Source organism: Psychrobacillus sp. FSL K6-2843, from assembly GCF_038626375.1.
In the GTDB taxonomy this organism is placed as follows: domain Bacteria; phylum Bacillota; class Bacilli; order Bacillales_A; family Planococcaceae; genus Psychrobacillus; species Psychrobacillus faecigallinarum.
On the sequence record NZ_CP152021.1, the window covers coordinates 3,294,588 to 3,315,413 of the forward strand.

The 20,826-nt window shown below is 36.1% G+C and carries 23 protein-coding genes and 2 riboswitches; of the genes, 12 read left to right on the top strand and 11 right to left on the bottom strand.

The window, feature by feature from the left end; translation table 11 throughout:
• Positions 1–120: 120 nt before the first annotated feature.
• Positions 121–222, bottom strand: a riboswitch (purine riboswitch).
• Positions 223–399: 177 nt separating this feature from the next.
• The gene (locus MKY94_RS16755) at positions 400–690 is read right to left on the bottom strand and encodes a hypothetical protein (RefSeq protein ID WP_151112865.1); all 291 of its coding nucleotides are present in this window, start codon (positions 688–690) and stop codon (positions 400–402) included.
• A 74-nt stretch (positions 691–764) separates the two neighbouring features.
• Here MKY94_RS16755 and MKY94_RS16760 point away from each other — a divergent pair, with 74 nt between their 5' ends.
• Complete coding sequence (locus MKY94_RS16760; protein WP_342577434.1) at positions 765–1,427, top strand: HAD family hydrolase; 663 nt, start codon at positions 765–767, stop codon at positions 1,425–1,427.
• Here MKY94_RS16760 and MKY94_RS16765 read toward each other — a convergent pair.
• From MKY94_RS16765 to MKY94_RS16775, 3 genes are read right to left on the bottom strand one after another with little or no spacing between them, the layout of a single operon-like run.
• Positions 1,420–2,328: a methyl-accepting chemotaxis protein gene (locus MKY94_RS16765; RefSeq protein WP_144541222.1), complete on the bottom strand. Its 909-nt coding sequence runs from the start codon at positions 2,326–2,328 to the stop codon at positions 1,420–1,422. The genes MKY94_RS16760 and MKY94_RS16765 overlap by 8 nt on opposite strands.
• Positions 2,329–2,349: 21 nt before the next feature.
• Positions 2,350–3,438, bottom strand: a complete 1,089-nt coding sequence (locus MKY94_RS16770) for an FAD-binding oxidoreductase (RefSeq protein WP_342577436.1) — start codon at positions 3,436–3,438, stop codon at positions 2,350–2,352.
• A gap of 3 nt (positions 3,439–3,441) precedes the next feature.
• Positions 3,442–4,476 (bottom strand): S66 peptidase family protein, encoded by a 1,035-nt coding sequence (locus MKY94_RS16775; RefSeq protein ID WP_342577438.1) that lies wholly within the window; start codon positions 4,474–4,476, stop codon positions 3,442–3,444.
• Between the two features lie 111 nt (positions 4,477–4,587).
• On the opposite strand from MKY94_RS16775, the gene MKY94_RS16780 reads away from it, so the two are divergent.
• Positions 4,588–5,439, top strand: a complete 852-nt coding sequence (locus MKY94_RS16780; protein ID WP_144541228.1) for a neutral zinc metallopeptidase — start codon at positions 4,588–4,590, stop codon at positions 5,437–5,439.
• A 129-nt stretch (positions 5,440–5,568) separates the two neighbouring features.
• Here MKY94_RS16780 and MKY94_RS16785 read toward each other — a convergent pair whose 3' ends face one another.
• Positions 5,569–6,129, bottom strand: coding sequence for an STM3941 family protein (locus MKY94_RS16785; RefSeq protein WP_342578696.1), 561 nt, complete (start codon positions 6,127–6,129; stop codon positions 5,569–5,571).
• Between the two features lie 171 nt (positions 6,130–6,300).
• Between MKY94_RS16785 and dapF the strand changes: the two genes are divergently transcribed.
• The 6 genes from dapF to MKY94_RS16815 all read left to right on the top strand — a co-directional run bounded on the left by dapF (position 6,301) and on the right by MKY94_RS16815 (position 11,762).
• On the top strand, positions 6,301–7,149 hold the full coding sequence (dapF, locus tag MKY94_RS16790) for a diaminopimelate epimerase (RefSeq protein WP_342577441.1): 849 nt from the start codon (positions 6,301–6,303) through the stop codon (positions 7,147–7,149).
• Between the two features lie 176 nt (positions 7,150–7,325).
• Positions 7,326–7,886, top strand: a complete 561-nt coding sequence (locus MKY94_RS16795) for a 3D domain-containing protein (protein WP_225321636.1) — start codon at positions 7,326–7,328, stop codon at positions 7,884–7,886.
• 132 nt (positions 7,887–8,018) lie between these two features.
• Entirely contained in the window at positions 8,019–8,570 is a 552-nt protein-coding gene (locus MKY94_RS16800) for a helix-turn-helix domain-containing protein (protein WP_144541236.1), read from the top strand.
• Positions 8,571–8,696: 126 nt separating this feature from the next.
• On the top strand, positions 8,697–9,965 hold the full coding sequence (locus tag MKY94_RS16805) for a hydroxymethylglutaryl-CoA reductase, degradative (RefSeq protein ID WP_342577442.1): 1,269 nt from the start codon (positions 8,697–8,699) through the stop codon (positions 9,963–9,965).
• A 1-nt stretch (position 9,966) separates the two neighbouring features.
• Positions 9,967–10,410, top strand: a complete 444-nt coding sequence (locus MKY94_RS16810; protein WP_144541240.1) for a hypothetical protein — start codon at positions 9,967–9,969, stop codon at positions 10,408–10,410.
• The gene (locus MKY94_RS16815) at positions 10,407–11,762 is read left to right on the top strand and encodes a tripartite tricarboxylate transporter permease (RefSeq protein WP_144541242.1); all 1,356 of its coding nucleotides are present in this window, start codon (positions 10,407–10,409) and stop codon (positions 11,760–11,762) included. Before MKY94_RS16810 ends, MKY94_RS16815 begins: the two co-directional genes overlap by 4 nt.
• 96 nt (positions 11,763–11,858) lie before the next feature.
• Here the strand turns inward: MKY94_RS16815 and MKY94_RS16820 are convergent, their stop codons facing one another.
• Positions 11,859–12,239, bottom strand: coding sequence for an SET domain-containing protein (locus MKY94_RS16820; RefSeq protein ID WP_154309998.1), 381 nt, complete (start codon positions 12,237–12,239; stop codon positions 11,859–11,861).
• A gap of 87 nt (positions 12,240–12,326) precedes the next feature.
• Complete coding sequence (locus MKY94_RS16825) at positions 12,327–12,956, bottom strand: NUDIX domain-containing protein (protein ID WP_342577443.1); 630 nt, start codon at positions 12,954–12,956, stop codon at positions 12,327–12,329.
• A 108-nt stretch (positions 12,957–13,064) separates the two neighbouring features.
• On the opposite strand from MKY94_RS16825, the gene MKY94_RS16830 reads away from it, so the two are divergent.
• A complete protein-coding gene (locus tag MKY94_RS16830; protein ID WP_340844803.1) occupies positions 13,065–13,859 on the top strand; it encodes a polysaccharide deacetylase family protein in 795 nt (264 codons plus the stop codon).
• A 121-nt stretch (positions 13,860–13,980) separates the two neighbouring features.
• Here MKY94_RS16830 and MKY94_RS16835 read toward each other — a convergent pair whose 3' ends face one another.
• The 4 genes from MKY94_RS16835 to MKY94_RS16850 form a co-directional block, all read right to left on the bottom strand.
• On the bottom strand, positions 13,981–14,169 hold the full coding sequence (locus MKY94_RS16835) for a hypothetical protein (protein ID WP_342577444.1): 189 nt from the start codon (positions 14,167–14,169) through the stop codon (positions 13,981–13,983).
• Between the two features lie 459 nt (positions 14,170–14,628).
• Positions 14,629–15,840: a hypothetical protein gene (locus MKY94_RS16840; RefSeq protein ID WP_342577445.1), complete on the bottom strand. Its 1,212-nt coding sequence runs from the start codon at positions 15,838–15,840 to the stop codon at positions 14,629–14,631.
• The gene (locus MKY94_RS16845) at positions 15,833–16,348 is read right to left on the bottom strand and encodes a sigma-70 family RNA polymerase sigma factor (protein WP_342577446.1); all 516 of its coding nucleotides are present in this window, start codon (positions 16,346–16,348) and stop codon (positions 15,833–15,835) included. The genes MKY94_RS16840 and MKY94_RS16845 overlap by 8 nt, the downstream gene beginning before the upstream one ends.
• A gap of 317 nt (positions 16,349–16,665) precedes the next feature.
• Entirely contained in the window at positions 16,666–17,634 is a 969-nt protein-coding gene (locus MKY94_RS16850) for a tRNA-dihydrouridine synthase (RefSeq protein ID WP_342577447.1), read from the bottom strand.
• Between the two features lie 550 nt (positions 17,635–18,184).
• Positions 18,185–18,229, top strand: a riboswitch (PreQ1 riboswitch).
• A 6-nt stretch (positions 18,230–18,235) separates the two neighbouring features.
• On the opposite strand from MKY94_RS16850, the gene MKY94_RS16855 reads away from it, so the two are divergent.
• From MKY94_RS16855 to MKY94_RS16865, 3 genes are all read left to right on the top strand, one after another.
• Positions 18,236–18,727, top strand: coding sequence for a QueT transporter family protein (locus MKY94_RS16855; protein WP_342577448.1), 492 nt, complete (start codon positions 18,236–18,238; stop codon positions 18,725–18,727).
• 225 nt (positions 18,728–18,952) lie between these two features.
• On the top strand, positions 18,953–19,426 hold the full coding sequence (locus MKY94_RS16860) for a DUF4358 domain-containing protein (RefSeq protein ID WP_342577449.1): 474 nt from the start codon (positions 18,953–18,955) through the stop codon (positions 19,424–19,426).
• A gap of 6 nt (positions 19,427–19,432) precedes the next feature.
• A complete protein-coding gene (locus MKY94_RS16865) occupies positions 19,433–20,818 on the top strand; it encodes an MBOAT family O-acyltransferase (protein ID WP_342577451.1) in 1,386 nt (461 codons plus the stop codon).
• Positions 20,819–20,826: the final 8 nt, after the last annotated feature.

Here is a 20,826-nt window from a genome sequence, read left to right on the forward strand (position 1 = left end):
CCTTATATTTGGGATACAAAAAAACTCGAATGACAAAGCTCCATCCTTACGAGTGGAGCAATGTCATTCGAGTTATTAATCGAATAATAAAAGAAATGGTTACACTTTTGTGTCCCAATTCCTTTATCCATTGTCACTCATAGTCGACTTGTTTACGGTAAGTCGGTAGAAACTTGCAGGCCATATTCCTGAGATTATACGAGTAGGTACTATTTGAATGCTCTCATTATAGCACGGAAAAATTCTTTTACAATAATATAAAAAAGTTCTATCATTCTTAAAATTCTGTTCATATATTTCAATTGTTACAGGTGCCTGGCACCTGTAACATTCCGGACACATGTAACAATTAAAGGTAATTTAAAAACACATGAATAGGTCATGTGTTTTGGTTGGTTTCTAATGGAATGAAGATTTTAATGTTTTGAAGGCTTCTATAAAGTAAGCGGGGTTCTCTTTAATATTGTAGGAAAAGACGCCTTGATTGGTATGCAAATATAAGATTCCCCCTCCAAATGAAAAGGGCTTGTGGGATATGTCGTGAACATTTTGGAATTTAAATTGATGCTGAGCAGAGACAATCTCCCTACCGTCCATTTGCAACGTAAAGCTAGATTCTATATGCTGCATCTGAAAATAGAAATCAATTTCTCGCTTAACTTCAATATAAATAATGGAGTACTCACTCAAAAACGTCACCTCCTTTAGCACATACTAGTGTATCATGTTTTTATATCATCATTAAACAATAAGGAGTCTATATATTGATCAAAGCCGTGATTTTTGATTTAGATGGTACTATGTTGAATAGAGATGTGTCATTAAAAAGATTTATTTCTTGGCAATACGACGAACTATACACCCATTTTGACCATATTCAAAAGGAAGATTTCTGTACTCGTTTTATAGAATTAGATAATCGAGGTTATAATTGGAAAGATTTCGTCTATGCATCTCTAATTCAAGAATTTAATATTCAGAGCATCTCCCAACAAGAATTATTAAATCATTACATAACTAACTTCCATACATATTGTGTACCCTTTCCCAATCTAATATCCATGCTAGAGCAATTAAAAAAACTGTCCCTATCGCTCGGAATAATCAGCAATGGAAAGGGACAGTTTCAAATGAATAATATTTTTTCTTTAAAAATCAATACTTATTTTGATACTATATTAATTTCTGAATGGGAGAAAATGAAAAAACCCGATCCACGTATTTTTGAAAAGGCACTTAGGCAGCTTAGTGTTAAAGCAGAAGAAGCTGTATATATAGGCGATCACCCTGCGAACGACATAATTGCTGCGAAAACAGTCGGACTCAAAACAATTTGGAAAAGGGATGAATACTGGCCCGCTCCTTCTGCCGATTATGTGATAGAAGATTTAGCTGAAGTTCCTCTTCTTATAAACAAGTTTAAATAAGTTTGCTGAATTCCGCAGTCTGATTTTCGAGTTTTTCAGATGCAGTAGAAATATCCTTGAACTCGTCTAATGCAGTTCGTATCTCCTGTTGGCTTTTTTCTATAACTGTCTGCGAGTAACTATTGCTCGCAGTTACCTTATCGACCTGCTTCGCTATTCCTTCAATATTTTCTCTTACTTCTACGATGGAAGCCTCAACTCTTCCAGCTAGCTTACGAACCTCTTGAGCCACTACATTAAAACCACGTCCATGCTCTCCAGCTCTTGCTGCCTCAATTGCTGCATTTAATGCTAAAAGATTAGTTTGTGCAGCAATCTCCCTAATGGTCTGAACTATTCCTTTAATCGAATCGGCCTGTTTTTGCAGATTATCTAATGTAGTGGTGTTTTCCTTAGAACCAGCAGCTATTTCATCTATTCTTTCCAGAAGGTTTTCACTTCTTTTAATACCTACTTCTGCTCGGTTGCTCAAATTCTCAGACATATGCTTCAGCTCTTCTGTAACACCCATTAAAATTTGATGGCGCTCCGTTACGTTAGTAGCTACTTTGGTGACGCCAAGCACCTTGCCATTACTACCAAAAATAGGCATATAAGAAGCTTCTAGAAACACACTGTTACCATGCTTGTCTTTTCTTTCTACCTTATTAAAAAATGACTTACCTGCAAACAGATCCTTCCAAAGCATTTCATACGACGGACTGTTCACAAAGCTTGGAAAGCAGAATTCTCGGTGATGCATCCCCATTACTTCACTTACTGTATACTTAAGTTCTTTTGCAAAATTCTCATTTACAAATGCCACTCTTCGATCCATATCAAAACGAATAATTGCCAAGTTTTTTTCCAAAGCTTCCACTACGGTCATGTCATTAACTTCTTCTGTTTGTAAGTAACTCATTTCTCTTCCCCCACGCCTAGTCTAATTAGGTGTATATTTTTCAGGATCCAGCACTGTTTCTTTTCCTAATACTAGTTTAGCTAGTTCCGAACCAACGAATGGTCCAGCCGTTAAACCAGAAGCCCCTAAACCGTTTGCAAAATAAATACCGTCCTGCCCTTTCATTTTACCAAATACAGGTAAAAAGTCAGGTGTATACGGACGAAAACCAACTCTTACTTCCTTTATTTTCTCATCTTTTAGGCTTTTTGCAATACTAAATGCATTTTCTAGCAGTTCTTTTTTCCCTTCTTCTGTTACGCTAATATCATAGTCAGTATGCTCTTCATAAGTAGAGCCTGCTACCACTTGTCCATTTTCGAAGGCTAGCATATATTGATTGGTTGGAGGCAGAACTACCGGCCATTCTCCAGTAGACAAATTCTCTAGTTGGAAATGCATTATTTGCGCCTTTTGAAAGGTCACATTTAGATCTAAACCTAATGCAGAGGGAATCTCATTTCCCCAGGCACCAGTGGTGAGTATAATTGCTTCTGCATTTATGGCCATCTCGTCTATAAATAACTTATTGTCCTTCCATACAGCATCGCCATACACGACCTCTGCTCCTAGTTTTTTTGCAGCACTAGTTAAAGCATCTCTCATTGCCATACCATCTACTCGAGCTGCTCCTTCCACATAAAGTGAATGGTAATCCTCTGAGATGATAGGAAATTTTTCTTTCGTTTCTACCGGAGATAGGATTTTCAACTCCCCAATTTCAGGTGCATCTATTCTTTTCTCCATAGCTCTTTCTAACATTTTTTGCAGTTTTTTTTCATCATTTTGTAGAGCAATAGCTCCTACTTGTTTATAACCTGTCGCAGTTTCACCTAGTTCCTCTAACTCTATCACTAGCTGTTTATAATATTTAGCGCCATTTTTCACAAGCTCGTACCATTTTTTATTTCTTCTCTGAGAAATCCATGGACATATAATTCCTGCTGCGGCTGCTGAGGCTTGACCTTTGTCCTGACGATCAACCAAAGTTACTTTCACACCGTATTTTGCAAGATGATAGGCGGTGGAAGCGCCAAGGATTCCACCACCCACAACTACGTAAGAAGACATCTATTACTCAACTCCACTATCTATAATTGAAAACTTAACTTCCTCACAATTAATTTCTGCCATTGCTCCATATGGTATAACAAATTTAGGTTCTGTATGGCCAAAGTTTAAATTATATAAAATCGGCAAATCATTTAATTCAAGCTCATTCATAATGGTAATAATGGATTCTTTGTATTCTTCATAATACTTTTCGTGCTGAGGCTTTGCAAAAATAATACCTTTTACTTCTTGCAGTATCCCTTGGGTTCCATAATTTCGAAGCCAGAATTCGATATTAGATGGAAGAGGTAAATCCTCAGAGGTCTCAAAAAATAGTATAGAATCCTTGAAATAAGATTTATCTGGCCAAAGCGAAGTGCCTTTCGCAAACTCCAACACTTCAATACAGCCACCGATTAGTCTGCCATTTACAATACCTTTACCCTGCAGCAATTCGTAGCCTTTTTCATCTTCATTCATTTCACGGCTTGTATACTTATTTTCAATAGCCCATTCCAATCGTTGACTCGTCCACAATGGTGACGGTTTAATTTCTCCAATCACTTCATTAGAGAATAGCGTCTTTTTCAAAGATTCTATGGTGTATTCATGCATCTCTACATTCTCTGCAAAATCAGTCAGAATAGCTGGCCCATAAAAAGAAGAAATCCCTGCCTTATGACAAAATAAATGGGTCACAGTAGCATCGGAATATCCAATAAAAACTTTAGGGTTTTCCCGGATTACATCAAAATCTATGTAAGGTAGCAATCTTATGCTATCACTACCTCCAATATTCGATACAATTCCTTTTATCGATGCATCCTTAAATGCATTCATCAAATCCTCTGCACGTGCCTGTGGACTTTCATATAAATAGTCTGACCCCTTCAAACTATTTGGCATAGCTACTACTTCTAAGCCAAATACCTTTTCTAATCTTTCTACACCTTGCTCATATCTCCATCTTAAATCAGGTTCTCCTGCTCCACCCCACGATAGACTAATGGTTGCAATCTTATCTCCCGGTTGAAGCATTTTCGGCTTTATTAACATAATTATATCCCCCTTTCCTTCATTATAATTCAAACACCATCATTTGGATGCCTATTCTTTTAGCTAAATGGGTATAAGAATATAGAAGAATTTAAATAGGCGGTGAAGGGTATGAAATATAGAGGTCGTACACGGAGTTCAAACGTAGAGGACCGTCGTGGAATGAGTGGCGGAAAAGCAATAGCTGGCATTGGCGGTGGTTTCGGATTAATTATAGTACTATTAGTTACGCTACTCGGAGGAAATCCCGATGAGCTGTTAGGAAATTTAGGCGGTAACGAAACAACTACCAGCTCAGTTCCTTATGAGGAAACTGAAGAGGAAAAAGAGCTTGTCGAATTTGTTTCGGTTGTATTAGCAGACACAGAAAAGGTATGGACGAAAATCTTTCAAGAAAATGGACTCAAATATGAGGAACCAACACTTGTTTTATATACGAATAGTGTAAATTCTGCCTGTGGAACAGCTGGTGCTTCTGTAGGTCCGTTTTATTGTCCAGGTGATCAAAAGCTTTACATAGACTTAAGCTTCTACAAGGAGCTTCAAACGCAGTTCAATGCACCAGGAGATTTTGCAATGGCATACGTTATAGCACATGAGGTTGGACACCATGTTCAAACCCTTCTAGGTAAAAGCAATGAGCTATCCTCCCTTAGACAAGAGTTAAGTGAAGAGGAATACAATCAATATTCTGTTCGCTTCGAGCTGCAGGCTGATTATTACTCAGGGGTTTGGGCAAAGCATGCTCAAGGAATGGAATTACTAGAAGAGGGCGATTTAGAGGAAGCACTTACTGCAGCTAGTGCCGTTGGAGATGACACTATTCAAAAAAGAGCTCGTGGCTATGTGGTACCTGAAAGCTTCACCCATGGAACATCAGAACAGCGGAAGAAATGGTTCTATAAAGGCTTTGAAAATGGAACAATTAAAGGTGGAGACACATTTAGTGTTAAAACTCCATAAATAAAATTCAAGTGCGTTTTCCCCAAGTAAGTAAATGGAGAAAAGATAAAGGTAACGTACCTTTCTTTTCTTCATTTGACTTCAGAGGGTAGGTTCATATATGAAAGCCTCATTTGAGTCTTTAAAATATTATGACCTAACTGTTTCTACCTCAACTTCTGGTAATTGCTTTAAATATGCTAAGTTAAAACCGCTCATCACTTGTAGCAACTCTTCTATAGTTACACCTTTAGCTGTTGATATATTAATATTAATATGACCCGAGCCTAATCTTAGGTTAGCACGTATAGCCCCTCTTTTAATGGAAGGCAGTGATTCTATGTAAGCATCTCCATCAAATAAGTGTACTGTAATAAAGGACTGTCCTGATATCGAGAAAATACCTATTTCTCTAACACCTCCCCATTCCACAAGTTGCTTACTAGCAATCGCTGAAGAAAAATCATAAAATCCTTCCTCATTTACAACGACTAGTTTTTTCCCTACGATTAGTTGCTTGATAATAAAGCCCAAGCAAAAGCCAAAAAATATTGTCCCTATACCACCAATTCCCATAAGGAATATCTTTTGAAAATTATCCTCTTCAAAGCTTGTAGTAAGAAGGAATACACAAGCCACAACCATCAGAATTCCCATCAAAACAAACATTAACTGTTTTCTTTTACTTTGATAAACGACAAACTCTTTAATACGAGCACTCCCCTTTCAAATTATCTAATTAACCATATTGGTTATTTTATTCAAATTACCTAAAATATACAATATGAACATTTTACATAAAATGAATATACCAGTCATGTTGACCACTTAACTTCCTCAAACTTATAATAGAACAAATCACAACTGGAAGAAGGCTAAAAAATGATGATACCTTTTACGAAAATGCATGGCTGTGGAAATGATTACATTTATATCAATTGCTTTGAAAATAAAATAGAAAATCCCGAAGCATTAAGCAAGGATATTTCCAATCGTCATTTTGGCATAGGCGGAGATGGAATTGTTTTAATATGCCCTTCTGATGTGGCAGATGCAAAAATGCGGATGTTCAATATAGATGGCAGTGAAGGGAAAATGTGCGGAAATGCCATCCGTTGTGTAGCGAAATATGTGTATGACAACAACATCGTACGAAAAGAAACTCTTCATATAGAAACACTGAGCGGATTGAAAAAGATTGAATTACATATAGAGAATGGGAAAATGAAGTCTGCTACTGTAGATATGGGGCAGGCCATATTAGAACCTTTCAATATCCCTATTGTAGTCAAGGACCAGACTATGCAGGTTAATTATCCAATCACCATTGAAGATCATACGTATTCTATAACCCCAGTATCTATGGGCAATCCCCATGGTGTAATATTCAGTGACGACATTCACCTACTAGACCTCCCAACTATTGGACCAAAATTTGAACATCACCCTATGTTTCCAGAGGGTGTGAATACTGAGTTTATTCAAATCGAGAATCGAAATGTTATACAAATGCGAGTTTGGGAGCGCGGAAGTGGAGAAACTTTGGCATGCGGAACAGGAGCTTGTGCAGCAGTGGTTGCTTCTGTGTTAAATGGATATTGCGATAAAAATACTGATATCCATGTCAAACTAATAGGCGGAGAACTGATTATTCGTTATACAGCTGACACTGTATACATGACCGGTCCTGCTACTACTGTATTCACCGGTCTTATTGACTGGTCGAAATAATGAATAAGACCTATTAGATGTACTCGGCAAAAAGGTTTGGTAGCATGTTTTTTCCGTTTTTTATATTTTTACTGAAAATACTGTCAATTGTAATGATAATGGTAATCCCTTGTAATACACTTGTAACATTCAACTGATACTATATGTTTAGACTAAATAGCAGGGGGATAGTGTATTTGAAGAAAATATTAGGATCACTTATCATTACAATAGTACTATTGGTCAGTGGAGTAAATGTTGCTTTCGCAGCAACAACAACTCACACAGTAAAAAAAGGAGAAACATTATACAAAATTTCTAAGACATATAAAGTTTCTATTAAAAACTTAAAAACATGGAATAACTTAACTACAGACGATATTAAGCCAAACCAGAAACTATCAATAACTCCTACATCTAAAGAAAAATCCAAAACACCTTCTAGAACTAATACTAGTGATAAAGTAGTAAAGGAATTCACGGTGTCAGCAAGTGCATTTACTGCCAAGTGTAATGGTTGTACAGGAATAACTAGCTCTGGTATCAATCTTAAGAAGAACCCAGACGTTAAAGTCATAGCTGTTGACCCAGATGTAATTCCGATTGGAACTAAAGTTCACGTGGAGGGCTATGGTTACGCTGTAGCAGGCGATACCGGATCAGCCATTAAAGGAAATAAAATCGACGTATTTTTCTCGACTACAAGTGAAGCTTATAAATGGGGACGTAAAAACGTAACAATAAAAATATTAGAATAGTTAATGTAGCCAGCTTCTCACAATAGAAGCTGGTTTTTCTATTTATACAATTCAATTAATAGGTACGCCCTCTCATATTAAGTTGTTATACTTAAAAAGAGTTTCATTATAATCCAGGAGAAGGTGCCTAATATGAATAGTAAAGATATAGGAAAGAAAATAAAAAGTGTTCGCTCAAAGAAAAAAATGACTCAACAAGTTTTAGCTGATTTAGCTGGGATTACTAAGAGTCATATATCAAAAATTGAAAACGGCTTAACTACCCCAACTCTAGTTACCCTTTCTAACATAGCAAAAGCCCTTGATAGTCCTACTTCTTGGTTTATCGAGCAAGAGGAACATGGGGAATTATCTATTGTTCGAAAAGATAAACGTGAAGCAATAGATGAGAAGAATGAGATCGGATATGAATATGAATTACTTGCCAACAAAAAAAATATGAGCATAATCAGCCCAACTATCGTAACTGTTTTACCAGGAGCCGAAAACATAGAACCCTACATACATGAAAACGATGAATTTATCTTCATCCTTACAGGTTCAATCCATCTACTTTACGATGGAACAAAGTATGAAATGACAGCTGGTGACTCAGCATATTTCTCTGGGAAAAAGCCGCATATTTTTCTTTCAAACAGTAAAAGCCATACAACAGTCTTAACAGTTTACGTTGAAAACCAATGAAATAAATTATTATAAAAATTCAGAACAAATAGCATATTAACTTTACAAAAGATATATATTATTATACATTGAGTATAATGCCATTCAACTTTGTTGAATGGAAGTATATTGAAAGGGGAGTTTTATATGTCTAGTTCTAGAATAAGGGGTTTTTATCAATTAACGTTAGAAGAAAGGTTAGAAATCGTTATACATAATAAGGGGTTAACAGATGAGGAAACAAATATACTCACTGGTAATAAAGCATTTCCTATGGCGTTAGCTGATTCTATGGTTGAAAATGTTATCGGTCAATTTAGTATTCCCTTGGGAGTAGCAGCTAATTTCAAAATAAATGGAAACGACGTTTTTGTCCCAATGGCTACAGAAGAGCCTTCTGTAATAGCTGCTGCAAGTAATGCTGCTCGAGCTGCTTATGATTTAGGAGGGTTCTTTACTTCTTCGACAGGAACTATCATGCGGGGACAAATTCAAGTACTGGATATATTAGATCCACACGGAGCTAAAGCCAGAATCTATGAGAATAAAGAAGAAATACTAACTAACTGTAATCTGCAAGATCCGACATTAGTAAAATTAGGAGGCGGAGCAAAGGATTTAGAGGTTCATCTTATAAATACAGTAAGAGAAACTATGCTTGTAATACATTTAATCGTAGACACTAAAGATGCCATGGGAGCCAATGCGGTTAACACAATGGCTGAGGCTGTCTCTCCCCTAATAGAAAAAATTACAGGAGGACGTGTCGTATTAAAAATAATTACTAACCTCGCGGATAAACGTTTAATTAGAGCAAGAGGTGTGTTCTCTGCAGAGTCTCTTGGAGGACCTGAAGTAGTGAAAAACATTGTAAGCGCTTACGAATTTGCTGATGCTGATCCTTATAGAGCCGCAACTCATAATAAAGGGATAATGAATGGAATCACCTCTGTTGTTCTAGCAACTGGCAACGATACTAGAGCAGTCGAAGCTGGCGCTCATTCTTATGCTGCCAGATCTGGAAGATATCGTTCTTTAACAACATGGGAGATGAATGAGGAAGGAAATTTAGTAGGTTCTATAGAACTTCCCATGGCAGTTGGAATAATTGGTGGTGCTACAAAAACACATCCAGTAGCTAAAGCTGCTTTAAAAATAATGAATGTAACATCTGCTGTTGAACTGGCCGGTATCATAGCTTCTGTTGGTTTAGCGGAAAATGCAGCCAGCTTAAGAGCTTTATCAGCAGAAGGAATTCAAACTGGTCATATGCGCCTTCATGCTAAAAACCTAGCCGTAATGGCAGGAGCAAGAAAAGAAAATATTGATTTAATAGTTCAAAAAGCCGTTAGTGAAAAAGATTTACGTTACGATCGTATCTTGCAAATAACTGAAGAAATTCAAAAGGAGGGTTAGAATGGACAATAAAAATAAGGCTAGTTTAGTAGATGAGCACATCAATGTGAAATTCGTTGAGATATTAGGGGATACCATCTCAGGTAAACAACTCATTTTTTCTATTATTCTTAGTGTTTTTGTTAGTCTAGGTGGATATAAATTAGGACAATATATTTTCCCTAAATTTGCTGAAGCTCAAATGGTCAACTCTTACTCTCTTTTGTTAGGCATCGCAGGTACTGTCACAATATTAATCGTTAATTCTGCCGTATTTAGACCTAAGCGTATTCTTGTGGAGGATGAGGTATCTTCTGAAAATTTAAGAGAAGTTTTTCAAGACCTTCAACTGGATTATGAAGAAGAATTGCGCTTAATAGAACAAGATCCTGTTACTAAAAAGGAATTGGAAGAGCTCGGAGTTCTCTCTAATTTTAACAATGCTCACAGGGAGGATCACAAATGAGTATTTATTTAGTTGCACTTTTATTTGCCTTACTTGGAGCAATTGTATTTTCCGTAATTGGTTTAATATCTGGGACTGATGAAACGGCAATTATGGTCCCTATTACATTGCTTGTAATTCTTTTAGGTGCCCCTCCCGAAGGTGTGTTTGCATTCTTTATGGCAGCAGTTTTATCCAAACATCTCACACACGCAGTTCCCACTGCTTTAATGGGAATTCCAGGTGATACAACAGCCGTACCGTTAATAGATCATGCGAATACTTTAAGACGTATGGGTATGCCTCATATAGCTTTACGTAAAATGATTTCTGGCGGTATCATCGGTGCCTTTATCGCATTACCTACTGCTGTTTTGCTTGGACAATTTTTGGGTCAATTTGCCGACTTCTTTAAATCTTCTTCTGGCCTAATTTTTACAATAGCCGCTTTCTTGATTGCCTATTTTTCAAAGGGTAAATGGGCCAGTGTTTTATTAATCATACCTTTTGCATTTTTTATCAAGAGTTTAGATACATTAAGTTTTTCCATATTAGATAAGCATCTATCGATTACTTTTTTCTTAGGGATTGCGATTGGCCCTATGTTATCTGATATTTTAATAGCAGCATCTTCTAGTGCTCGAAAAAGTCTTCAAAGAGATAAAGCCAATGAATATCATTTAGCACCAGAAACAAAGTCCTGGAAAGGTTATTTTCCAAATCCATTTAAAATACTTACAGGAAGACAGACCATATTTACTTCTATCACCACATTTTTATCGTCATTAACATTTGTATTTAGCCCTGTTGGAATGACATCGTTAATGGGAGAAATAGTCGGATCTCGAACGAAGGGTGCCTACAAAAAATCAACTACAAGTCTGACAGTTATGAATGGGGTAACCGAATCTACTTATATCGCAGAAGCTATTATTCCTTTAATAGCATTTGGTATTCCATTAAGTCCAGTGGCATTAGGACCAGCTTCTCCGTTATTCAATGCACCACCAGTGTTTACAGTAGAGCCTATTAATAACTTGCATACCTATTTAACTTCATGGGAATTTTTTATTTTTGGTCTAATAGGAATTACTGTTGCTTCTTTAATCGCTTATCCATTTTCTATGAATTATGCGCGTAAAGCATCTGTATTAGTTTTAAAATATGTTAGTCAAGAAGCGATTGTTGCTATGTTTATTGGGCTGGCATGTCTACTGGCTTATCATGAAGCACAACTCTTAGGAATTGTACTAACATTAACTGTTGCTACTGTTGGTGGTCTATTAAATCGTATTTTAGGTATTGGTGCTGGAGTACAATTTATGGTATTTTACGCTTCTAGCTGGATTATACTTCAACTGTTTGGTTTCTAATTACAAATGCCCATCCAACTTCACATGGAGTTGGATGGGCATTTTAAGAACTAATTAAGGTTGCTTTTTGATTTGAGTTAATTTCTAACGGATTTCTTAAGATTCCTTATTAAACCAAAGTTCATCTTTGTCATCAACATCACCATTATAATTAATGAGAATCTCATCACCGGCTTTTATATCAGTAAAAGCAAAGAAGTCAAATGTGTGATTTCTAAAATTAATCTCATACGTAGCATTAGGTTCATACGAATGGTTGAATAGCATTCCATAGCCTAAAAGAATGGCAGATTTACCTATCCCATACTCAAAAGCGTAATCACCTATTATAGTTTGCTCAATGTATTGATGCTGTTCGTTTGGATAGGCAATGACAGGTGCTTCATGTAAAAGCTCTCCTTTTTTGATCTCGCGCGTAGCAAATACCCCTCTATTGAATTCTCCATTACTTAATGGAGATGTTTTTACTTCTATCATATTGTTCTCCTTCTCATCTTTAAAAATTTCTATTTAACTGTAACATTAATTTGAACAATGGGCTCCTTTTATTTATAAATAGCCAAACTACTCCCTCTCTAACAATTCGTCTATCCCCTTAATAATTGCTTCAAAATAAGCTGAAGGATGAGGTACAAAGCTTTCTTTTCCTACAGTTCTTATGTAGGAACTACTATTACCTTGATCATCAAATTTTACTCCTTCAACTTTTATTTCGTCTTCTCTTCCCCTCCATAGGTCTGCAAAAGCACGAAATTCTGTCCGGACAATTCCTGCTACTTCCTCCAATTGAGGGTTGAATTCATCTAAAGATGGAAAATTTCTATAAACAAAAGTATGAGCAAATTCCCTATCAATTAGCTTATCTGAAATGATGGTGTAACCAATAACTCCTAAAGAATTAAGTTGATGAAAAGGAACTTTAATACCTAGCTCCTCCTCCACTTCCCGTATGCCATCCTCCACTGTTTCATTGGATAGGATATGACCGGCTGCTGTAATATCCAATAGGCTGGGATAATCTTTTTTAGCATCACTTCGAAGTTGCAAATATATGTAATTCTCACCATGGTCACTCCCTATAAACCAACAGTGAAATTTCTCATGCCAATGCCCCAGCTTATGTATTTCCTCTCGTGTTGCTACTCCTAAGAAATTTTTATCCTCATCAAATATCTTCAAAAGTTCATCTTCCATGTAAACACTTCCTTATATTAAATACACTTTTTTCTTCTAAATAGACTCTCTACTGAGTATATATAAATAATGCAGTCATGGAAAATTCGAAGAAAATAGGTGATTTTTATGAGAAAGCTTTTATTGCTCTTCTGTGTATCGTTGCTAATAAGCGCTCTAACGTTTCCAACGTTGAGTATTGCTGCCTCAGACCACAAGGTGGTAGAAAAACATATAAATAGATTATTAGAACGAAAAAAGGTGACCACTCCAACTCCAGCACCTGCTCCAAGCTCTAAAGCTAACGTTTACCTAACCTTTGATGATGGTCCTAACAAATTCACGACTACCCATAACAGTATATTAAAGAAATATAATGTCAATGGAACATTCTTTTTTTTAGGAAAGCATATGAAAGACAATGAGGCAATTGTGAAGGCGGTTGCTAGCGATGGGCACTATATTGGAACACATAGTATGACCCACGATAAAGAAAAGGTATATAAAAATGCTCAAGCATTTATTGATGAGATTAATAGCGGTGTACGCCTCATTGATCAGATGACTGGACACAGCTCTAAGCTTATACGTGTACCTTATGGCAGTAAGCCACATCTAACTACTCCTATGAAAGAAAAATTGAAACAACAGCATTATAAACTATGGGATTGGGATGTAGACTCTAACGATTGGAGATACAAGGATGAGGAATTTAAAGAAATAATAACAAATGTTCAAACAGAAGTGGAGAAGGCATATAAATCTGGAGATCAAGACATTATAGTACTACTACATGATCGAAGCCAGACGACAAAGGCACTTCCATCCATTATTGAATGGCTCCAGAAGGAAGGCTATACGCTGAAAACCTATCAGGAGGACCAGCATGTCGTACAGAATTTCTTTCGCGATGAAACTTTATGAAACTTTAGAACATAAGGATTTTATGTCTTTTAACTTTTATAAAAACACATAATAAACGAAACGGGACCGTCAGTATTTTTACTTAAAATTCCGTCGGTCCTAGTTTTAGTGAGTAGACATTTTATATATTAATAGCCATAAGGACGGTTGAACGGTGGGTTGTAGTATGGATAACGATAGTATGGTGGGTATGGTGGGTAAATTGGAAAGAACGGGAATATAGGGAAAAACGGGTATTGATAACGTGGGCGTCGTCTTCTGCGGCGTCTCCCATAACTGTCATAACCGTATTCATAGTCATCATCATCATATCGATCGTAATTAAATTGTGTCATTATTTTTTCCTCCTTTTGATCTCGATTTAGGTTATGCTTTGTAAGGATTTACCGTCTGTGCATTCGCCCACATTAAAAAATACTAAACTTCAATTTTACAACAAGTAGAATTATAAAAAAAAAGACACCTAAATCGAATTAGGTGTCTTTTATAAATTACCTTGTAAATAGAAAATTACATTTAAAAGTATCAAGATATTTATCTACTTACTTACTAAATTTCTTCTTAAACTCTATAGTTGGTTTCTTTATCATTCTCCTTCCTAGTATCAAATTACGTCCATACGCATTCCAATATAAACTCAATTACTATAAAAATAGACCATTGAAATAATGATCATGTTTAACTAAAGCACCCTTTGTTTAATAAGTGAAATTAGTTTATAGCACGATTCATATTGGACTACTTTGTTAGATAAGTTAGCAGTAAATAACTATCGAATTGAGCCCGAAAATTCAATCTGTTTACTATTTAATTTATTAACCCATTCACTATCATTCCAAATATTCGGGTTGTCAATTGTTAGATTTTCTCCACGTACCATGAAATCATAACTATCTTTTGCATCCGTATACCAATCAACAATGACTAATTTGCCGTTTACATTGCGTACGAGAAATTCAGTGGGCTCACCATAACTACCTACAATATTTTTAATTTCCGTAGGTAATTTTAAATAGAGAAACCCCCCATCTGCGTCATCAGTATACTCCACTTCCCAATCCGCTCCCCGAGTGCCAATATCAACACTCTTCACCGAATCATCAGTCAGATCGTTCGTTGAATACATGTCAAATTGGTATTGAATTTTCTTTTGCGTATACTGTTTCAGATTTTCGTTATCAATAAATGCACCCAATTCAATATCCGAGCCGTTCCATACCGCTTTATAATAGTCAGTCAGCACTCTCTTACACATTTCATATGCCACTTCAGAATCCAGAATAGATAGTTCTTCTTCATTTTTAGCTACATATTCGGGGGAATCCTGTAATATACGTTCTGCTTCAATAAAATCTGGATTTTCCATAATTTCTGGTGCTGCATATGTTAGATATAAATAGAGGTCTTTATTTGGAACTGATGTAGTTGCTTTTAATATGTGATTAGTCTCTTTAGAATATATAAAACGATCATGGTCACCTAGATCAGAAGAACCAACTTTAAAACCATCATAATTATTAAATAATTTATAGAAATAATTTTTATCTACTTTCATAAATATAATCAGTTCTACTTTATCTTGATAAATATAGAATCTCATATTATCTTCGTAAACCATGACGTAATCAGACCCACTTCCGTCCTCATGTTCTTTAGTATAATTTTCACCAAAGATTTCAATAACCTGTGATTGTGGATCACCTAATGTGATTCCCTGTAGATATAGCATACCTTGTTCATTGGAGATTGTGGGCTGTGACACCCCAATATGTTGTTCAGCTGTATTAGGAACATTTTCAGTCCGTACTTCGTTTAATACAAAAATCATCACAGACATGGTTAGAATAGTGGCTATTACTACATACCGCCATTTATTTTTCACTGAACCTGAATTGTTTTCAATCGCACGTTCTACATTTTGTATGACACGTTTCTTACTTTCCGTTAAATTTTTTATTTTTGGAGGAATAAAGTCATTCATTTAAAAGCACCTCCCATTCAATTTCTTTCAGTTGCCTTCTTAATAGTTCTCTGCCACGACTTAGGCGAGTTTTTACTGTACTTTCTGGGATAGATAAAACATGCGCTATTTCTGAAATGGACCATTCATTAAAATAAAAATGAATGAGAACCTCCCGATGTTTTAAAGGCAAACCAAGGATGGCGTCTCCAATTATTGCTTGCTCATCTTTTCTAACTAGTTCATCCCTGCTCTCTTTACCTTCTTGTGGAAAAAATTTATTTTGAAGCAGAATTTTTTTATACGCCCAACTCTTCAAGTAATCCTTGCTTTTGTTAACAGTCATTTTTGTTAGATAAGCCTTCATTTCACCGAGTTCTTCATAATTATTCTGCTGATGATAAAACTTAATGAATATTTCTTGTACAATATCTTCTGCCGCTTGAAGATCCTTCACGTATCCATAAGCTAAGCGTATTAATGGCTCTGTATATTGAAGCATTAACTCTCTTAAATCATTTATCGACAAACTGCTCGCAACTCCTTTCACTATATTAAACGACTCTCAGACCACTAAAGTTTGTTTTTTCTAAAAAAACTGATTATTTTTTAAACTCATAGCTTCAGTTAAGATAATTCCGTGTATCACCTTACAACTCAAAGAAAAAAGAACGAATTTCCTCTTTGGAAATTCGTTCTTTTTAAACTAATTCACTTAACCACTTAGTGATAAGTGTAGATGAATGCATACATATGCTGGTGTATTCGCTATCGTATTCATTTCTGTACTTTAACAGCGTAGTATGTTGTTATTTATTTGTAGTTATATCATTCTACCATTTGTCATCAATCAGCATTGTTTGATTCAAAGTTATTGAGCAATGCTCGCACTTCATCAGTTGACTTTGTGTTCATCAATTGATTTCTTAATTCACTTGCCCCTCGGAATCCTTTGACATATATTTTGAAAAAGCGATGCAGAGCTGTGATTGAACGTGGCAATTCTGCTGAATATTGATCTTGAAGATCCAGTTGCAATCTTAGAAGATCAAGGTATTCCGAAGTACTATGTTCTTTCGGCTCTTTTTCGAAAGCAAAAGGATTGTTAAAAATACCACGCCCAATCATAACCCCATCAACCCCATATTGTTCAACGAGCTTAAGGCCAGTTTGTCGGTCAGGAATGTCTCCGTTGATTGTTAGTAGCGTATTTGGTGCCACTCGGTCACGTAATTTCTTGATTTCTGGAATCAGCTCCCAATGCGCATCTACTTGGCTCATTTCCTTTCTTGTACGCAGATGGATAGAAAGATTAGCAATGTCTTGTTTCAATATATGTGTTAGCCAATCCTGCCACTCTTCTACCTCCGTGTAACCAATCCTTGTCTTCACACTAACAGGCAATCCTCCCGCTTTTGCTGCTTGTATAATTTCTGCAGCGACATCCGGGCGTAAGATAAGGCCGCTTCCCTTCCCTCTAGATGCCACATTTGGTACCGGGCAGCCCATATTAATATCTACACCTTTAAATCCTAGCTCGGCCATACCAATACTCATTTGTCGGAAATGTTCCGGCTTATCTCCCCATATATGTGCAACCATTGGCTGTTCGTCCTCTGTAAAAATCAATCGTCCTCGAACACTTTTCTGACCCTCTGGATGACAATAGCTCTCCGTGTTTGTAAACTCTGTAAAAAACACATCCGGTCTACCAGCTTTACTTACTACATGACGAAAAACAACATCCGTCACATCTTCCATTGGTGCTAGTACAAAAAATGGTCGCGGTAAATCACGCCAAAAATTATCATTCATATTGAAATTCAAATCCTCTCATTATGCATTACGGGATAAAATGCTTCTACTTTTTTAACATATATGTCATGTTAAATCAATTAAATTTTAGTTTATAATAGTTAACCAAACCAAACTAACCCTTACATTGTGCGTAATGTATGTGGCAATTCAAGGGATGTCAATTAAGTCATTATTATAGTATAACCTAGCTTTTTTAATTTATCTTCATACAGGTTTCCTGATCCACTAGAAACGAACATTTGTCACTTTGTTGATTGGAGTGAAAGTCACGATTCCTGAGGGATGAGTGAGGCAGAAAAGACATCACAAACGGGGTACAAGCCATCGCGGAAAGTGTCCGACTAGAGTGGAAACCACTTATTCTTTATTCATCCTAAAGTATATAAAAATGATTGTGCTCTCTTCTATTGTTTGTGTTTTTTATAAAAGTAGAAGTTATGAAATGGAATCACAATAAAAAATAAGACTATTTTTCAAACTATCAATCTATTGGGACTTCTTGACATCCTACCTCTATTAGACTAATATTATGGATTGTTCGATAAATTATAACGTGGTTCGAGAACCTCCCACGTAAAAAAACTAAGGAGAAATGAATATGAAGATTAAAACGATGGCTACAAGTGGAATTATTGCAGCTTTATATGTAGCTGTATCTCTGCTAGTGGCGCCTTTTGCATTTGGTGCTTTTCAATTTCGGATATCCGAAATGTTTAATCACCTTATTGTGTTCAACAAAAAGTATTTCTTTGGAATTGTGATCGGTGTATTTATCACAAATCTATTCTCACCAATGGGTCTCTACGATTTAACCTTTGGTGTAGGTCATTCCATTCTTACACTTTCTATTAGTATATTTATAGGAAAATTTATTAAGAGTGATCTTTGGCGGATGATTATAAATACGCTTATATTTACCTTCACTATGTTTATTATAGCCATTGAGCTTCATTTATATTTTGACTTGCCGGCCTCTATCTTTTCATACACTTGGTATACTGTTGCTCTAGGCGAATTTGTCGTGATGGCAGTAGGTATTCCATTAATGCTTGCATTAAATAAGCGTTTAAAATTTAAGGAACTTCTATAAATTTAACCTTACAGTGACCCAAAAGTTAGACTAACAGGTTACAGCAACTACCAAGACCTAAGTTCAGTATTTTACTGGACTTAGGTCTTTTTATTTTGTCTTCTTTCTCTATGAATTAACCTTGACTAAAAAAATTATGTAACTTAAATGAACTCCTTACGTCTAAATGCATTGACGTCAAAATTAATATAAAAAAAGGGAGTTTACATAACCATGAAAAAGATAATGAGTTTTCTTATGTTAACCATCGTATTAGGATTATTAATCGCGGGCTGTTCAAAAGATCAGTCCTCTACAATAGAACCGGAGCTATCTGCTAATGAAATGGCCGATAAAATGTTGGAGAAAGTTGAACAACCTAGTCTAATGGAATTAGAACCAGATCAAATAAAGGATTTATATAACCTAGATCCTGAGAAGCTCGAAGAATATTCGATTAGAATACCAATGATGAACGTAAAAACAAATGAAATCGCAATTTTGAAAGTAAAAGATGCTAAAGATGTACCTGACGTAGAATCAGCAATAAAACAAAGAGTAGAAAATGTACAAAAGCAATTCGAAACGTATCTTCCAGACCAATATGAGAATGCCAAAAACTATAAACTTGTTACGAAAGGCAACTATATATTATTAGTCATCTCAGAAGATGCAGACGAACTTCTAAAAGTCTACGATAGCTTTTTTGAACAAAAATAAGCCACTATGGTATTTAGTAGCTTGCTTTTCTTATTCCTGTTCCTGCCTGCCGTTCTAGCACTTTACTATTGTTCGCCAAGACGGATTAGAAATCTGATTTTGTTTTTAACTAGTCTTGTCTTCTATGCTTGGGGAGAGCCGATTTACATTGTTATTATGTTGGTGTCGACTCTGACGGATTACAGCTTCGGGTTGTTACTAGATAGACCTAATTTGATTTCTTTGAAACGCAAATGGATTGTCGCATGCTCTATTATAGTTAACCTGGCGCTGTTATCTTATTTTAAATATGCTGATTTTCTTATCCAGAATGTAAATACGTTACTTGGTACAAGTATTCCTTTAACGGACCTTCCTCTGCCCATAGGGATTTCCTTTTATACGTTCCAATCGATGTCCTACATCATAGACGTATATAGAGGGACAGCTAAAGCACAACGAAACTGGATTGACTTTGGAACGTTCGTTGCCTTATTTCCACAATTAGTTGCGGGTCCAATCGTGAAATATAGCACGATTGCTGAACAGCTCCATAAGCGAACGGAGAATATCAAAATGTTTGCGGAGGGCGTTCGGCGATTCACTATTGGGCTTGCAAAAAAGGTGTTACTTGCTAACAATATTGGATTGCTTTGGGACACCATTTCAAATACCAATCCAGATTCACTGACTGTATTAACTGCTTGGCTTGGTATTATTGCATTTGCCTTTCAAATATATTTTGATTTTAGCGGTTATTCCGACATGGCTATTGGTCTTGGCCTTATGTTTGGCTTTCGATTTAACGAGAATTTCAACAAGCCGTATATTGCTCAGAGTATAACTGACTTCTGGAGAAGATGGCATATCTCTTTGGGTAGCTGGTTTCGAGAATATGTCTACATTCCTCTTGGAGGCAATCGTCGAGGTTTAGTCATTCAAATGCGTAATATACTCATCGTTTGGCTGCTTACGGGATTTTGGCATGGAGCTAGCTGGAATTTTATCGCATGGGGTTTGTATTTCGGTGTCATTCTCCTTATGGAGAAATGGTGGGGATTAAAACTACTTTTCCGCTTACCTCGTTGGACGAGACATGTTTACGCACTAGTTCTTATTCTCATAGGGTGGGTATTATTTGCTTTTGATCAGCCTTCTTTAATACTTAGTTACTTGAGTGCCATGGCGGGATTAAATCACCAAGCGCTATGGAATAATGACACGTTGTACTTTTTTTATACAAATATAATTTTGCTTTTGATATTGATTATTGCCTCTTTACCTAAGAAGCAATGGCCAAGAAAGAATGAATTATCGTTTTTACATCTCGTTTGGTACGGATTTCTATTTTTTCTTTCCGTTTCCTATTTAGTAGATGCAACTTTTAACCCGTTCTTATATTTTCGTTTTTAGGGAGGTAG

Excerpts from the sequence above, each read along its gene's own strand:
- MKY94_RS16850 (WP_342577447.1), bottom strand. The coding sequence starts at position 17,634 with ATGAATGATAATTTTTGGCGTGATTTACCGCGACCATTTTTTGTACTA.
- MKY94_RS16855 (WP_342577448.1), top strand. The coding sequence starts at position 18,236 with ATGAAGATTAAAACGATGGCTACAAGTGGAATTATTGCAGCTTTATAT.
- MKY94_RS16800 (WP_144541236.1), top strand. The coding sequence starts at position 8,019 with ATGAATAGTAAAGATATAGGAAAGAAAATAAAAAGTGTTCGCTCAAAG.
- MKY94_RS16770 (WP_342577436.1), bottom strand. The coding sequence starts at position 3,438 with ATGTCTTCTTACGTAGTTGTGGGTGGTGGAATCCTTGGCGCTTCCACC.
- MKY94_RS16825 (WP_342577443.1), bottom strand. The coding sequence starts at position 12,956 with ATGGAAGATGAACTTTTGAAGATATTTGATGAGGATAAAAATTTCTTA.
- MKY94_RS16865 (WP_342577451.1), top strand. The coding sequence starts at position 19,433 with ATGGTATTTAGTAGCTTGCTTTTCTTATTCCTGTTCCTGCCTGCCGTT.
- MKY94_RS16780 (WP_144541228.1), top strand. The coding sequence starts at position 4,588 with ATGAAATATAGAGGTCGTACACGGAGTTCAAACGTAGAGGACCGTCGT.
- MKY94_RS16765 (WP_144541222.1), bottom strand. The coding sequence starts at position 2,328 with ATGAGTTACTTACAAACAGAAGAAGTTAATGACATGACCGTAGTGGAA.
- MKY94_RS16820 (WP_154309998.1), bottom strand. The coding sequence starts at position 12,239 with ATGATAGAAGTAAAAACATCTCCATTAAGTAATGGAGAATTCAATAGA.
- MKY94_RS16815 (WP_144541242.1), top strand. The coding sequence starts at position 10,407 with ATGAGTATTTATTTAGTTGCACTTTTATTTGCCTTACTTGGAGCAATT.
- MKY94_RS16835 (WP_342577444.1), bottom strand. The coding sequence starts at position 14,169 with ATGATGATGATGACTATGAATACGGTTATGACAGTTATGGGAGACGCC.
- MKY94_RS16840 (WP_342577445.1), bottom strand. The coding sequence starts at position 15,840 with ATGAATGACTTTATTCCTCCAAAAATAAAAAATTTAACGGAAAGTAAG.
- MKY94_RS16860 (WP_342577449.1), top strand. The coding sequence starts at position 18,953 with ATGAGTTTTCTTATGTTAACCATCGTATTAGGATTATTAATCGCGGGC.
- MKY94_RS16775 (WP_342577438.1), bottom strand. The coding sequence starts at position 4,476 with ATGTTAATAAAGCCGAAAATGCTTCAACCGGGAGATAAGATTGCAACC.
- MKY94_RS16805 (WP_342577442.1), top strand. The coding sequence starts at position 8,697 with ATGTCTAGTTCTAGAATAAGGGGTTTTTATCAATTAACGTTAGAAGAA.
- MKY94_RS16830 (WP_340844803.1), top strand. The coding sequence starts at position 13,065 with ATGAGAAAGCTTTTATTGCTCTTCTGTGTATCGTTGCTAATAAGCGCT.
- MKY94_RS16810 (WP_144541240.1), top strand. The coding sequence starts at position 9,967 with ATGGACAATAAAAATAAGGCTAGTTTAGTAGATGAGCACATCAATGTG.
- dapF (WP_342577441.1), top strand. The coding sequence starts at position 6,301 with ATGATGATACCTTTTACGAAAATGCATGGCTGTGGAAATGATTACATT.